10 protein-coding genes are annotated in these 15,198 nt (G+C 66.5%); 6 read left to right on the plus strand and 4 right to left on the minus strand.

Annotation, left to right across the window (positions count from 1 at the left end; genetic code table 11):
• Positions 1–156 precede the first annotated feature (156 nt).
• Together Q9246_RS19500 and mqo are read left to right on the plus strand one after the other, a co-directional pair.
• Entirely contained in the window at positions 157–2,643 is a 2,487-nt protein-coding gene (locus Q9246_RS19500) for a sensor domain-containing protein (RefSeq protein WP_306392361.1), read from the plus strand.
• 438 nt (positions 2,644–3,081) lie between these two features.
• Positions 3,082–4,671: a malate dehydrogenase (quinone) gene (mqo, locus tag Q9246_RS19505; RefSeq protein WP_306392362.1), complete on the plus strand. Its 1,590-nt coding sequence runs from the start codon at positions 3,082–3,084 to the stop codon at positions 4,669–4,671.
• 177 nt (positions 4,672–4,848) lie between these two features.
• Here the strand turns inward: mqo and Q9246_RS19510 are convergent, their stop codons facing one another.
• The 3 genes from Q9246_RS19510 to tssK all read right to left on the minus strand — a co-directional run bounded on the left by Q9246_RS19510 (position 4,849) and on the right by tssK (position 8,580).
• On the minus strand, positions 4,849–5,586 hold the full coding sequence (locus Q9246_RS19510) for a DNA-binding protein (RefSeq protein WP_306392363.1): 738 nt from the start codon (positions 5,584–5,586) through the stop codon (positions 4,849–4,851).
• Between the two features lie 120 nt (positions 5,587–5,706).
• Entirely contained in the window at positions 5,707–7,221 is a 1,515-nt protein-coding gene (locus Q9246_RS19515) for a hypothetical protein (protein ID WP_306392364.1), read from the minus strand.
• An 18-nt stretch (positions 7,222–7,239) separates the two neighbouring features.
• Entirely contained in the window at positions 7,240–8,580 is a 1,341-nt protein-coding gene (gene tssK / locus Q9246_RS19520) for a type VI secretion system baseplate subunit TssK (protein WP_306392365.1), read from the minus strand.
• Between the two features lie 156 nt (positions 8,581–8,736).
• Here tssK and tssE point away from each other — a divergent pair, with 156 nt between their 5' ends.
• The 4 genes from tssE to Q9246_RS19540 all read left to right on the plus strand — a co-directional run bounded on the left by tssE (position 8,737) and on the right by Q9246_RS19540 (position 12,673).
• On the plus strand, positions 8,737–9,252 hold the full coding sequence (gene tssE, locus Q9246_RS19525; RefSeq protein WP_306392366.1) for a type VI secretion system baseplate subunit TssE: 516 nt from the start codon (positions 8,737–8,739) through the stop codon (positions 9,250–9,252).
• 1 nt (position 9,253) lies between these two features.
• Positions 9,254–11,095, plus strand: a complete 1,842-nt coding sequence (gene tssF / locus Q9246_RS19530; protein ID WP_306392367.1) for a type VI secretion system baseplate subunit TssF — start codon at positions 9,254–9,256, stop codon at positions 11,093–11,095.
• Complete coding sequence (gene tssG, locus Q9246_RS19535; protein WP_306392368.1) at positions 11,059–12,189, plus strand: type VI secretion system baseplate subunit TssG; 1,131 nt, start codon at positions 11,059–11,061, stop codon at positions 12,187–12,189. Before tssF ends, tssG begins: the two co-directional genes overlap by 37 nt.
• A 76-nt stretch (positions 12,190–12,265) precedes the next feature.
• Positions 12,266–12,673: a DUF2750 domain-containing protein gene (locus tag Q9246_RS19540; RefSeq protein WP_306392369.1), complete on the plus strand. Its 408-nt coding sequence runs from the start codon at positions 12,266–12,268 to the stop codon at positions 12,671–12,673.
• A gap of 9 nt (positions 12,674–12,682) precedes the next feature.
• Here the strand turns inward: Q9246_RS19540 and Q9246_RS19545 are convergent, their stop codons facing one another.
• A complete protein-coding gene (locus Q9246_RS19545) occupies positions 12,683–15,004 on the minus strand; it encodes a hybrid sensor histidine kinase/response regulator (RefSeq protein ID WP_306392370.1) in 2,322 nt (773 codons plus the stop codon).
• Positions 15,005–15,198 lie beyond the last annotated feature (194 nt).

A 15,198-nucleotide genomic window follows, 5' to 3' on the forward strand; every position in this document is an offset into this window, starting at 1 on the left:
AGATTTATACGGATCATCTACAGTTCCGTGGCAAAATTTCTTTGAGGAACTAATTGTCGTATAGTGGTATCCATTGCCGTCACGCTCTCCAACCCGCGGCAATCGGCTGTTCCACACCGTGGTCAGTTCTGCATTCCTTCGGCTACGAGTTACTTCATGACATCCGACAATCCCGACCTGATGTACCGCCTGCTCGTCCAGGGCGTGGTCGACTACGCCATCTACATGCTCACGCCGGATGGCGTCGTCTCCAGCTGGAATGCCGGCGCCCAGCGCGCCAAAGGCTACACCGCCGACGAGATCGTCGGCCAGCACTACGCCCGCTTCTACCAGGACGACGACCGGCAAGCCGGCCTGCCCGCCAAGAACCTCGAGATCGCGACCCGCACCGGCCGCTTCGAAGACCAGGGCTGGCGCGTGCGCAGGGACGGCAGTGCTTTCTGGGCCCACGTCGTGATCGACGCCATCCGCGACGATGCCGGCGCCCTGCTCGGCTTCGCCAAGATCACCCGCGACTGCACCGAACAGCGCCAGGCCGAACTGGCCCAGCGCGAACAGGAACGGCGCTACCGCTACCTGATCCAGGGGGTGACCGATTACGCCATCTACATGCTCGACACCGACGGCCACGTGGTCAACTGGAATGCCGGCGCCGAGCGCGCCAAGGGCTACAAGGCGGCCGAGATCGTCGGCCAGCATTTCTCGGTGTTCTACACCGAACCGGATCGCCGGGCCGGCCTGCCGCGCCAGGCACTGGAAACGGCGCGCAGCGAGGCGCGTTTCGAGGCCGAGGGCTGGCGCCTGCGCAAGGACGGCACGCGCTTCTGGACCAGCGTCGTGATCGATGCCATCCGCGACGACGACGGCCAACTGATCGGCTTCGCCAAGATCACGCGCGACATCACCGAGCGCCATGAGCAGCAGCGCAAGCTGGTCGAGGCCAAGGACCTGGCCGAAGCCTACAGCCGCCAGATGGGCTCCCTGTCGCATTTCCTCGATTCGGTGATCGCCAACATCCCCGCCAGCGTGCTGGTGCTGGATGTCGCGTCGCGCACCATCCTGCTGGCGAACCAGCAGGCCCAGCGCCTGTTCGCCCAAGCCTATGTCGACCTGAAGGGCCTGGTGGCCGGCGATTGCCTGAGCCCGAGCGTGGCCGAGTACATCGCCTGCCAGGCGGAGACTTCGGCGCCGGCCAGGATCGGGTTCGGCGATGCCGTGCTGGTGCAGACCTCGGTCGGCCCGCGCAGCCTGCGCAGCCGCACGGTGCTGGGCAAGCAGCCCGACGGCGAAGGCGACTACGTCCTGATCATCACCGAGGACGTCACCGACGAGCTGGCCGCCTACGCCCAGATCCACCACATGGCCCAGCACGACGGCCTGACCAACCTGCCGAACCGTAACCTGTTCAACGAACGCCTGAAGGATGCCATCGCACACGGCGCGGACGACGGCTCGGGCGTGGGCATCCTGTGCCTCGACCTCGATAATTTCAAGAACATCAACGACGCCTTCGGCCACGGCTTCGGCGACAAGATCCTCCTGATGCTGGCCAGCCGCCTGCGCAAGACCCTGCGCGACCAGGACACGCTGGCCCGCCTCGGCGGCGACGAATTCGCCGTGGTGCTGCCGCGCGTAAAACGCCTGGAAGAAGCGCAGCAGGCGGCGCAGCGCCTGATCGAGGCGGTGGCGCCGGCCTTCTCGATCGACGGCCACAGCTTCGCGGTCGGCATCAGCATCGGCATCGCGCTGTCCACGCCCGCCGGCAACACGGCCGAGCAACTGCTGCAGTACGCGGACATGGCCCTGTACGAAGCCAAGCGCAACGGCCGCAATCGCCACGAGGTATTCCGTCCCGAGCTCGAAGCGGCGGCGCGCGTGCGGCGCCAGATCGAGATCGACCTGCGCCGCGCGCTGCACCGCGGCGAGCTGCAGATGCACTACCAGCCGATCATCGAAAAGGCCGGCAACCGCATCTCGGGCTACGAGGCCCTGATCCGCTGGCAGCATCCGGAGCGCGGTCCGATTTCTCCGATCGACTTCATCCCGATCGCCGAAGAAACCGGCCTGATCCACGAACTGGGCGCCCGCGCACTCAACCTGGCTTGCCAGGAAGCGGCGACCTGGAGCAATGGCGAGACGATCGCCGTCAACCTGTCGCCAATCCAGTTCAAGAGCAGCGAGCTGGTGAGCATGGTGGCGCTGGCGCTGGCCGATGCCGGCCTGGCGGCCGAGCGGCTGGAACTGGAAATCACCGAGTCGGTTTTGCTCGACAATAGCGACGGCAATATCCGCACGCTGAAGGCGCTGAAGAAGCTGGGCGTGCGCATCTCGCTCGACGATTTCGGCACCGGCTATTCGTCGCTGAGCTATCTGCGCTCCTTCCCCTTCGACAAGATCAAGATCGACAAATCGTTCGTGCAAGAGATCGGGGAAAGCCGCGAAGCTATGGCCATCATCCGCGCCATCACCGGCCTCTCCAGCAGCCTGCTGATCGAGACCACGGCCGAGGGCGTCGAGACCGAAGAGCAGTTGCGGCGCCTGATGGAAGAAGGCTGCTCGCACTTTCAGGGCTATCTGTTCGGCCGTCCCGAAGCGGCCGAGAACCGCGTCCAGCGGCTCGACCGGCAGATGACCGGACCGTAGGAGTGTGCGGTCTCCGTAATACTACTGAGGCCGCAACAGGTCGAATACTGAGACGGCCCTGTTTACGGTTCGAGGTCCGCGCAAGCCTGATTTGTTTGGGCTATACTCCGCCCAGTCCTCTATAGGACTTCCCGCTCAATGGACGCCAGGGATATCGACTGGCCTGCCTGACAATCCATGTCAGCGCGTCATATCCGTGTTGCCTGCAAGGCCGGCCTGGCTGTCATCCAGCTGGCCGTTGCCTTGCCTTCGCTATGCGTCGGTTGCCGAGTTTTGTTGCTGCCTTCACAGACCGCGACAGGTCCCGACAACCCGTTCCTTATCGGTGCTTCCAGACCGCCAGCAGGCGGTGTGGGACCGTTCCTTTACCGAGCCGTTGAACTTTTTAAATCTGATTGCATGCCAGGCCATCGCAAACATTTTTCAGGTGATACTCGTATGCGTACCTCGCTTCTAGTTGTCCTTTCTTGCTTCATCGTTGCATCCTGCAGCAAAGCACCCGCTCCTTCCAATGACAAGCCGGTCGATGTCGTCCTGATCGGCGCCGGCGTCATGAGCGCCACCCTCGGCACCATGCTCAAGGAACTGGATCCCAACCTCACTATCCAGATGTTCGAGCGCATGGATTCGGTCTCGGCCGAAAGCTCCGACGCGATGAACAATGCCGGCACCGGTCACTCCGGTTTCGCCGAGCTGAACTACACCCCCGAAATGCCGGACGGTACCATCGACACCAAGAAGGCGGTCGACATCAACGAACAGTTCGAAATCTCGAAGCAGTTCTGGGCCTACCAGGTGCAGAAGCAATACCTGGGCGCGCCGAACACCTTCATCAACAATGTGCCGCACATGGCCTTTGTCTGGGGTGACGACAACATCAACTACCTGCGCAAGCGCTACGACGCGCTGCAAAAGGAAAACCTCTTCAAGGGCATGCTGTACAGCGAAGACCACGAGACGATCCGCAAGTGGGCGCCGCTGGTCATGAACGGCCGCGACGCCAGCCAGAAAGTGGCCGCGACCCGCATGGACATCGGTACCGACGTCAACTACGGCACCCTGACCCGCAGCATGGTCACTCACCTGACCGGCACCCACGGCATGACCCTGAACCTGCGTAGCGAAGTGCAGGACATCAAGCGTGGCGAAAACGGCCTGTGGAACGTGACGGTCAAGAACCTGGCGGACAACAAGCTCAAGACCGTGAGCGCCAAATTCGTGTTCATCGGCGCCGGCGGCGGCGCGCTGCCGCTGCTGGAAAAGACCGGCATCCCCGAAGCCAAGGGCTACGGCGGCGTCCCGGTCGGCGGCCAGTGGCTGGTGACCACCAACCAGGCGCTGATCGACGCCCACCACGCCAAGGTGTACGGCAAGGCCTCGGTCGGTTCGCCGCCGATGTCGGTCCCGCACCTCGATACCCGCATCATCGACGGCAAGAAAGCCCTGCTGTTCGGACCGTTCGCGACCTTCTCGACCAAGTTCCTCAAGAACGGTTCGTGGATCGACCTGCCGGCCTCGATCGGCGCCGGCAACGTGCGTCCGATGGTGCAGGCCGGCATCGACAACATCCCGCTGACCAAGTACCTGGTCGAGCAGGTGATGAACTCGCAGGAAGACCGCGTGGCCACGCTGCGCGAGTACCTGCCGGAAGCGAAGATCGAAGACTGGGAACTGGTCAATGCCGGCCAGCGCGTCCAGATCGTCAAGGACGACCCGAAGAAGGGTGGCCTGCTGCAGTTCGGTACCGAAGTCGTTGCCTCGGCTGACGGCTCCGTCACTGCCCTGCTGGGTGCTTCGCCAGGCGCCTCGACCGCTGCGCCGATCATGCTGAAGGTGCTCAAGGCATCGGCCTTCCGCGACCAGCTGGAAACGCCGGCATGGCAAGCGAAGATGCATGAAATGATCCCGTCGTACGGCCGCAAGCTGAACGACGATCCGGCCTTCGCCAACCAGATCCGCCAGCAGAGCAGCGCCGCGCTGGGCCTGAAGGCGTTCACGCTGGATGTGCCGGCGGCGGGACAGGAGTAATCGGGTAAGGAATGACTGCGGCGCATACCGCCGAGTCAAGCTGCAAAACCACGTCGTCCCCGCGCAGGCGGGGACCCAAGTTTGCCAGCCTAGTGTCTACGTTTGACGTAGTGGCTGCGCAAGAGACTTGGGTCCCCGCCTCCGCGGGGACGACTTTTTTGCGCTAACTAATCGTTCTTATTTGCGCGCGCGCAAGCCTTCTAATTCGGCGCGCAGGTTGCCGCGTTCGGTGCGCGAGGTGTCGAGCTTGGTGCGCAATTCCTGGACTTCGGCCGCCAGGTTGTCGCGCTCGGTCGTGACGCCGACCAGCTCCATCTGCGCGCGCAGGCGCGCATCCGATTCGCTGGCGGTGGCCGCCACGTTGCGCTCGAGCTGCTGGCGCAGGTCGGCCAGCTGCGCATCCTTGCCGTCGATCGCCAATTGATCCTTGGCCTTGCCGACCAGGGCGTCGGCCGCGATCTGGCGCGCATTGCGCAATTCGGCCGTCAGGCGTTCGATTTCCTCGTTGCGCTCCTCGAGGATCAGCTGGGCCTGTTCGCGTGCGATGCGCGCATCCGTCAGTTCGGCGCTCAAGCCGTCGCGCTCGGCCTCCAGTTCGTTACTGGCCGCGAGCAGGGCGTCCATATCGCTCTCGGCGCGCGCCAGCGCGTCGCGCATGCCGGCGCCGGCATCCTGCGCATACTGCTGCGCCCAGCGGCCCAGCTCGGCGAGCAGCGCGGGCGGCATCTCGGCCCTGGGTGGTTCGACCGGCCTGGCGTGGTCGGCGCGCCAGGTGGCCAGGTGCTGGTGGATGGTCTTGGTCGAGCCGGCGCCGATCAGGCCGCGCACGGCCTCGATCGTCACCTGCTTCCCGTCGTTCTGCAGGGTGTCGGCTGCCCCGATGACGTCGCCTTCCGTCACGTCCAGGTGTGCCATATCCGTTTTCATACCGCGTCAGGATGTTCGTTGTTGGGTTGTCCATCATACGCTAGACGATGGTTTAGTTGCTCAAAAGCATCGCTCGATGGTGACCGAATGTCGCTAATTTGCCGCCATTCAGGCCGAAGCCGGCGCGGGCGATGTCATGTTGGCAAAATTCTCGTCCAGCCAGGCGTTCAGCGTGTCGCGGCCCGGCGGGTCGAGGTGCGGCAGCATCGCGGCATACCAGGCGCGTCCTTCTTCCTGGCCCAGCACGGCGTGGACGATGGGCAGGCTGTTCTGCAGGAAGATGCCGAACAGCGGCACCCGGCGCACGAACAGCACGGTGGGATCGGTGATGCCCAGGCCCGTATAGAGCGTGCGCAGTTCGTCGAGATACGGCATCGCCCGCGCCGCCTGGCCGGACTGGGTCAGGGTCGAGATGAAGCTGGTCACGATCTGCGTGTCCGGCATCTCGCGCGACGTGGCATTGCGTTCGCGCGCCCAGGCGATCCATTCTTCGCCCCGCGCCGTGTCGCCTGTCATCGCGCAGCTGCATCCGGTTTGCAGGGCATTGAAGACGCCCGGCTCTTCGTCGCACAATGCGCTCCAGTAGCGTTGCGCATCGGCCCAGCGGTCAAGGCGCGCGCTGGCCATCGCGCACAGGCGCAGCGCATCGATGCGCAACTGGTCCTGCGCCGCCATGGCATGCGGCGTGGCGCCGGCCAGCGCCTCTTCGAAGCGGCCGGCGACCAGGTGGTCGATGGCCGCGACCAGTTCCGGCGGATCGGCTGGTGTCGCGTCCTTGCCGTTGCCCGCGTCGGCAGTGGCTGGCGTGCAGTGCGCGATGAGCTGGTCGGCATCGGTGCCCGGCAGGCGCAGGTAGGCAATGACCGGGCGCGTGGTCTTCTTTTCTTTCTTCTCGCTGCGAGCGACCTGCACATTGTCGATCGAGACGAAGGGATCGCCTTCGCCGCGGTATAGCGTCAGCATGCTGTAGCGCGGGGGATCCTCGTCGCGGCAGTCCTCGAGGATCGAAAAGAGTTCGGCGGGCGCGGTTTCGAGCCGGTGCACGGCCACGTGGGGCTCGTCGATCCAGGCAAACCTGCGCGGCAGCTCGAAGGGCGTGGCCCAGGTATCCGTCAGTTCGCAGAACGGCTCTTCGGCGGCGGCGCGCGCCAGCGAACGGGACAGGCTAGTGAGCACGATGAATTCGACGATCCAGCCGGCAACCAGTACGCTGCCCTCGATCCGCATCCCCGCGATGCTGCGCACCTCGTTCTCCGCCAGCAGCACCGCGAAGCGCCACATGGCGTGGGGATCGCCGAGCAGGGAAGCAAAGCTGCCCGCGTCGGCAATGGCGAGCCAGGCGGCCCAGTGGGCATACCAGCCGGCGACGCCGATCGCCAGGCCCAGCCGCCCCATCCACAGGGGATTGCGCGCCTTCGCCAGTCGCGTCACCTGCCGCGCCGCCACGCCCATGACCGCCGCGAATGCGAACATGGCGAACCAGTCGAGCAGGACGAGCGGCGAGTGCAGCGTCAGCCAGGCATACAGCCAGGCCGGAATGACGACGAATAGCGAACAGGCCGCGGTCGCGACGATGGCCTGCGCGGGCAGGCGGCCCGACGGCATGTAATAGGGGGAACTCATGGGGCGTCCTCTTGTTGTTCAGGGCATCACCGCCAGCAATTCGAGCCTGAGCTCCTTCATGCCGGCCGGGATATAGATCGAGATCGACTGCGCCTTGATCATCCGCTCGTACATCGGCCCCTTGGCCTCGAGGATGAAATAGCAGGTATCTGGCCGCACCGGAATCGCCGCCGGCGGCTGCGGCGTGTACTGCAGGCGCACGCCGGGCAGCGCCGAGAGCACGAATTTCTCGACGTCGTCCGGGGCGCCGACCTTGAAGCGCAGCGGCGCCGCGTCGACCAGTTCCGCCGCCGGGACGTCGGCCGAGACGGCGATGTAGAAGGTGGTGTCGTCGTCGATCTTGCCGGAATCGAGCATGCCGATGTGGTAGCAGGGCCGCACCTCGTTGAGGGCGATGCCGAAGAACTTGGCCGAGATGACGGTGTCGAGCAGCTCGCGGATGAGCAGGTAGAGCCTGGCGAAGGCGGGGCCGGGATCGTGGTGCTGGTAGGCCGGCAGGTCGGACAGGGTCCAGCTCTTGGAAAAGGTCATCAGGCCGCCGGCCACGTCCAGCAGCGCCTCGAACAGGCGTTCGGGATGCAGCGCCGGGTGATGGAAATGGTGCGACAGCGTCGCATAGGCCGAACTGGCCGTGTGCAGCAGCCAGAACGAGGACATGTCGCCCGAGCGGAACTCGATCACGTTGCGGGTCGGTTCGCGGTGGTGGCCGTACAGCGCGCCGACCTTGGCCTGCAGCGCGTCGAGCAGACGCCGCAGTTGCTGGAACAGCGCCGGCGCCGCGCCCAGCGAGAGCGCCGGCGCCACCAGCGCCGGATCGATCTCGAAGCCGCCGGTGCTGCACCTGCGCACCCGCAGCAGCGGAAAGTGGATGTAGGCGTCGCGCGGCTCGAATTCGGACACCAGCCGCAGCGCGCGCTTCAGGTAGGCCAGCTGCACCGGCGCCGCCTGGGTGTACAGGTCCGGCGTTTCCGCGTTGGCCTGCACGAAGCGGGCATTGTCGATGGGCTGGCCCGGCTGCGCGAAGTTGCCGTTGAACGGCTTCAGGCCGGGCAGCGCCGCGGAATAGGTCACGGCCTGCGTCGATTGCGGCAGCTGGTTCAGGTCGATGGTGCCGGGCAGCTCGTCGACGCCGGGCGCCTCGATCAGCTCGCCGTCCTGGAAGCGCAGCGCCAGGGACAGCACGCGCAGCATGCCGCTGGCCAGCGCCTCGCGGTCGATCTCGAGCAGCTCGACCCCCCATGCATACGGATGCGCCGCCTTGACGCCCTTGTACAGGCAATGCTCGTGGTAGGCGTCCTGGCGCTGGAAATGCTGCGGGCGTAACAGCAGGCCTTCGCCCCACAGAACTTTGCTGGTCATCGCTGTTTTCCCTCACGTAGTTCTTTGCGAAAGGAAACGATAACGACGAGATGCTGTTACGCATGTGAACTTGATCAAAGGTTGGTGCCGAACACCGTGGCAACATGCGATTGGTTTTCGATATGCAACAGCAGCTTGTGCCAAAAAGGGGGCTCGATGAAAGGATTCACGCCGGACCTGTTCGACCGCCTGCTCGGCCAGCCGCAGCGCAACGGCGTGGTGGTCGCGCGCCTGAACGTCGAGGAACTCAAGGATGCGGTGGCGCGCGACCTCGAAGCGCTGCTCAACACGCGTTCGACCATCCAGGACGGCGCGCTGGTCGGCTTTCCCGAGTGCGCCACGTCGATGGTCGGCTACGGGCTGTGCGATATCGCCGACCGCTCGCTGTCCAGCCCCCAGGACCGCGCCCATATCTGCAGCTGCATCGAAAACGCCATCGAACGCCACGAACCGCGCCTGCAGAACGTCAAGGCCCGGCTCGACATGCGCGACGGCTCGGCCGCGCCCACCGTCAACCGCCTCGACTTCTCGATCACGGCGGTGCTGGTGGCGAGCGTGTCGCAGGAGCCGGTGAATTTCGACGCCGTGCTGCAGCCGTCCACGCTCCAGTACAGCATCCGCAAGGCCGGCCGCGCCAGCGCCGCCGCCGCGGCCGCAACCGCGGGAGCCTGAATTGGACCACCTGCTGCCCTATTACGAAAGCGAACTGGCCTACCTGCGGCGCAACCTGCGCGAATTCGCCGAGCGCTATCCGCGCATCGCCGGCCGCCTGTTGATCAGCGGCGAGGTGTGCGAAGACCCGCATACCGAACGCATGATCGAGTCGTTCGCCTTCCTCAATGCGCGCATCGCCAAGCGCCTGGACGACGATTATCCCGAGTTCACCGAGGCGCTGTTCGACGTGCTGTACCCGCACTACCTGCGCCCGTTTCCCTCGTGCTCGATCGCGCACCTGGACCTCGCCACCGCCGCCAAGCAGCAGACCACGGTGGCCACCATCCCGCGCGGCACCAAGCTCACCACGCGGCCGGTGCGCGGCCAGGCCTGCATCTTCCGCACCGTGTATCCGGTCGCGGTGGCGCCGTTGACGCTTGGCCGCGCCGTCTTTTCGCCGATCATCCATGCGCCGGACGCGGCGCGCCTGCCGGCCGGCGCCACCTCGAGCATCAGCCTGTCCCTGGCCGTCACCTGCGAAGGCGGCGGCCTCGATGCCATCGACCTGCCCGCGCTACGGCTGTTCATCGACGGCGAGCCCTCGTTCTGCGCGGCCCTGCGCGACGCGCTGCTGGCGCGCACGGTCGCGGCCTATGTCCAGGTCGACGGCGGCCACTGGACCCTGCTGCCGGCGCTGCCGGTGCGCGGCGCCGGCTTCGACGAAGGCGATGCGCTGATCGACTTCCCGGCGCGCTCCCACACCGCCTACCGGCTGCTGACCGAATACTTCTGCTTCCCCGAGAAATTCAACTTCGTCGACCTCGACCTGGCGCTGCTCGCGCGCGCCGTGCCGACCGGCACGCGCAAGCTGACCGTGCACCTGGCCCTGGGCGGCATCCGCAGCGACTCGAACCTGGCGCGCATGCTGGGCACGCTGTCGACCAATAACCTGGTGGCCGGCTGCACGCCGGTGATCAACCTGTTCGCCCAGCGCGGCGAACCGATCCGCCTGACCCATGCCACGGCCAGCTATCCGGTGCTGGCCGATGCGCGCCGCGCCTATGCCTACGAGGTCCATGCGATCGACGAGGTCAACCTGGTGCGCGAGACCCCGCAGGGCGAGACGATCGTCAAGTTCCAGCCCTTCTATTCGCTCAAGCATGCGCAGTCGCCCGAGCAGAACGGCCATTACTGGGCCATGCGCCGCGACGATGCGATGATCGAGCGCAGCCCCGGCTTCGAGACCCAGATCTCGATCGTCGACATCGACTTCGACCCGGCCGACGTCGAGACCACCACCCTCAACCTCGAGCTGACCTGCACCAACCGCGACCTGCCGCTGCTACTGAGCTACGGCCAGCCGGGCGGCGACCTGTTCCTTGAAGGCGGCTGCGGCGTGCGCGAAATCTCCTTCCTGCGCAAACCCACCCCTACCTGGCGCTTCGCGCGCGGCCGCAGCGCGCACTGGCGCCTGATCTCCCTGCTGTCGCTCAACCACCTGTCGCTGGCCGGCGGCGGCGTCGACGCCTTCCGCGAGATGCTGGCGCTGCACGACCTGCCGCGCTCCGCATCGTCCACGCGCCAGGTCGGCGGCATCATGGCGATCTCCTATACACCCACCAGCGCCTGGCTGGCGGGGAATCCCTTCAATTGCCTGGTGCGCGGGATCGAGGTCAGGCTCGGCGTCGACGAGGAGGCCTTCGTCGGCAGCGGCATCCATGCCTTCGCCCAGATCGTCGAGCGCTTCCTGGCGCTGTACGTGCACGCCAACAGCTTCACCCAGCTGGTGATCGTGTCCCACCAATCCGGAGAGGAGCTGCTGCGATGCGCGCCCAGAAGCGGCGAACTGAGTCTCCTGTAATCGAGCGCCTGCTGCACGAGCCGTGGCGCTTCGAGTTCTTCCAGGCGGTGCGCATGCTCGAGCTGTGGCTCAAGCGCCGCGGCCGCCCCGCCCACGGCCTGGTGGCCGACATGCTGCGCTTTCGCAACTCGATCTCCCTCGGCTTCCCGGCCAGCCAGCTGGAGGCCATCGAACCCGAGCTGCGCGACCTCGAGATCGGCATGCCCTTCGAGCTGCCGGTCGACGCCGCCGCGCTGGGCGATGCGCTCGAGCAGGGGACCTTGCGCCGCGTGCACCTGACGCCCGCTTTCATGGGCCTGCTGGGCGGCCATGGCGTGCTGCCGGCCCACTACACCGAGCGCATCGCCGAACACCAGGCGCGCTACAAGAACGAGGACGAAGACCAGGGCCCGCGCGCCTTCCTGGATGCCTTCTCGAACCGCTCGCTGGCGCTGTTCTACGAAGCCTGGCGCAAGTACCGGCTGCCGTTCAAGTACCAGCTCGATGGCCAGGATGCCTTCCTGCCGCTGCTGCTGTCACTGGCCGGCCTGGGCGACGCCGCGCTGCGCCGGCGCCTGGATGGCGCCGACGATGGCGCGGTGCTGGACGAGTCGATCGCCTATTTCGCGGCCGCGGTGCGGCACCGGCCGGTGTCCGCCGTGCAGATGGCGCGGGTGCTGTCGGAATACTTCGGCGAGCAGGTCGAGGCCGAGCAGTTCGTCGGTTCCTGGTACGACGTGCCCCTGGCCCAGCAGACCGTGCTGGGCCAGGACAGCGCCGTCCTCGGCACGCGCGCGATCGCCGGCGCGCGCGTCTGGCAGCGCAGCCTGCGCCTGCGCCTGGTGGTGGGGCCGCTGGCGCATGCCGGCTTCCAGGGCTTCTTGCCGGGCGGCCTGGCGGCGCGCGCCCTCAAGAGCGTGCTGGCGCTGTTCACCGGCGTCGCGCTCGAGTACGAAGTCGAAGTGGTCCTGCGCGCCGCCGACGTCCACAACACCACGCTCGACGAGCTGCACCCCGGCCGCCTCGGCTGGGACGCCTTCCTGGTGCTGGACTCCCCGCCGGGCGACCGCCACGACGTGCGCTACGACCTGCACGCGGCCGGCCACGACGCTTGAACCGAACGCACCCGCCGGCGCGCGATGGCGTATGCTGACGATGTCAGGCTTCGCGCCTCAATGAACGGGAATGGTGATGAGCGAACGTATCATCTCGGCGATCAAGCTGGGCGGCCAGCAGCTGGCGGCCGTGGTCACGCTGCCGGGGCCGGAACGCTACGAGTATTTCATCAAGCGCGTGGCCGACGCGCGCGAGGTCTGGGGCCTGTACCAGGACGGCTGGGCATTGGCCAAGACCGACGACGGCACCCTGGTGTTTCCGATGTGGCCGGCGAGCGACTATGCCAGCCTGTGCGCCGAGTTCGAATGGGACGGCTATGACGCCCAGGCCTTCTCGCTCGAAGAGCTGATCGACGAGCTGCTGCCGCAGCTCGAAGAAGACAGCGTCCTGCCCGGCGTGTTCTATACCCCGGGCGACAAGGGCATCACGCCCAGCGTGGTGCAGCTGATCGGCGACCTGGAGGACGAACTGCGCAGGACCTGATCGCGCATGTCATATCCGTGTCAATAACTCCTCGACCACCGCCAGCTGCACCGGCTTGGTCAGGTGATGGTCGAAGCCAGCCTCGCTCGAGCGCTGGCGGTCGCTCTCGGCGCCCCAGCCGGTCAGGGCCACCAGCACGGTCTCCTCCAGCCCGGCCATCGACCGCATGGCGCGCGCCGTGTCGTAGCCGCTCATGCCCGGCATGCCGATGTCGAGGAACACGACGCGCGGCCGGAAATCGCGCGCAGCCTCCAGCGCCTGCTGGCCGTCGTGCGCCACCCGGGTGACGTAGCCCGAGGATTCCAGGATCATGGACAGCGTCACCGCCGCGTCCACATTGTCGTCCACCACCAATACCTTCAGGCCGGCGCCGCCGTCCACGGCCAGCGCCTGCGCCATGGGCTGCTGCGCGGCGCCGCCGTCGGCCAGCTCCGCCAGCGGCAGGCGCACCGTGAACACGCTGCCCGCATTCGTCCCGCCGCTTTCGGCGCTCACGCTTCCGCCATGCATCTCGACCAGGCGCCGCACCAGCGACAGGCCGATGCCGAGCCCGCCCTGCGAGCGGTCGACGGTGCGCCCGATCTGGCTGAACATTTCGAACACGCCGGCCAGCGCATCGGCGGCGATCCCGACCCCGGTGTCGCTGACGGCGATCACTGCGTCCTCCCGTTCACGGCGCACCGACAGCCGGATCCGGCCGCGCGCCGGGGTGTACTTGGCGGCGTTGTTGAGCAGGTTGGCCACCACCTGCGCGATGCGGGTGGCATCGGCATCCACCACCAGCGGCAGGTCGGGCAGGTCGACGTCCAGCGCGTGCTGGCCGGCCTCGATCAGCGGCAGGCTGGTCTCGACCGCGCTGGCCAGGATCGTGCGCAGGTCGGCGCGCTGGCGCTTGAGTTCGAGCTTGCCGCCGCTGATGCGGGCCACATCGAGCAGGTCGTCGATCAGGTGCACCATGTGGCCGACCTGGCGCTCCATCATCTCCCTGACCCTGGCCAACGCCGCCGGATTGTCGCCGCCCAGGCGCATCACCGACAGGCCGTTGCGGATCGGCGCCAGCGGATTGCGCAGCTCGTGCGCCAGCGTGGCCAGGAACTCGGTCTTGCGGCGGTCGGACTCGGCCAGGTCGTCGGCCAGCCTTCGCAGTTCTTCTTCCGAGCGCCTGCGCGCCGAGATGTCGGAAAACAGCAGCGCCACCTTGCGGCTGTCCGGGCCGCCGATACGGTTCGCGTAGACGTCGAACCAGCGGCCCATGGCCGGGGCCTCGTTCTCGAAGCGCGCCGGCTCGCCCGTGAGCGCCACCCGGCCATAGGTCTCGAACCAGAAATCGTCCAGGTCGGGAAGCATCTCGCGCGCGGTGCGGCCCACCGCGTCGACCAGGCCGGTGTGGCGCTCGAACATCGGGTTCATCTCCAGGAAACGGTAGTCGACCGGCTGGCCTGCCGCGTCGAAGATCATCTCGAAGATGCAGAAGCCCTGGTCGACCGACTCGAACAGGGTGCGGTAGCGTTCCTCGCTGGCGCGCAGCCGTTCCTGGACCAGCCTGCTCTCGGTGGTGTCGAGGACGATCGCGACCAGGCCTTCGAATTCGCCGTCCGGCCCGCGCAGGGCGTTGACGCTGCTGGTGGCCGACAGCAGCGAACCGTCCTTGCGCAGGTAATACTTGTCGAGCGCGATGCCGTTGGCGCCGGCCTTCAGGCGCTCGAGCGCGTCCAGGGTCTCCGCGCGCGACTGCGGGGCGGTGACGGCGGCCACGCTCATCCCGAGCAGCTCGGCCTCGCTGCGGCCTACCATTTCGCAATACTTCTGGTTGGCCAGCACGATGCGGCCCTCGGTGTCGATCTGGACCACGCCGGTGGCGGCCTGGCTGACGATCTTCTCGAAGCGCTCGCGGCTGGCGTGCAGTGCGCGCTCGGCCTCCTTGCGTTCGGTATCGAGCCGCACCTGCTCGGTGACGTCGTGCGAGATCGCCAGCAGCCGCGTTGCCTTGTTGTCGTCGGCCGCGGTGAGCGAGACCATCACGTCCCACCATTTCGGGGTGCCCTTGGCGGTCGGGCAGGCGGCGCTGAACGAGCCGGTGCGGCCGGCGCGCGCCGCATCCAGCGCCGCTTCGACGGCGGCGTGCGAGGCCTGCGGCCAGAACGAGATCCATGGTTTGCCGCGCACGGCGCCGACATCGTCGATTTCCATGGCGCGGCTGCCACCGCAGTTTATTTCCAGTATCGCGCCATCGATGTCGAGCAGTTTCACGCATTGGGGAAGAGCGTCGAACAGTGACCATCTCAAGGTGATGTTGTCCTGTCGCGGCATGGTGTCGCGGTTGTGCTGCATCGGTATCTTTCATGGCGCGCCGCCATGGTTGGAACGCGCTCATTATGGTTTCTGGATAAGGCTGTACCTATACCATAACCCCGGTGCGCCAGGGGCGCTTGTCCAGCGGTTGTACAGGTCTTGGGCCCCCCGATGTCATCAAACTGTGATCAGACTGTCACAGAGTCGTCATGTTGCCTTACTACTATTCAGTG

Source organism: Telluria beijingensis (genome assembly GCF_030770395.1).
Classification (GTDB): Bacteria; Pseudomonadota; Gammaproteobacteria; order Burkholderiales; family Burkholderiaceae_D; genus Telluria; species Telluria beijingensis.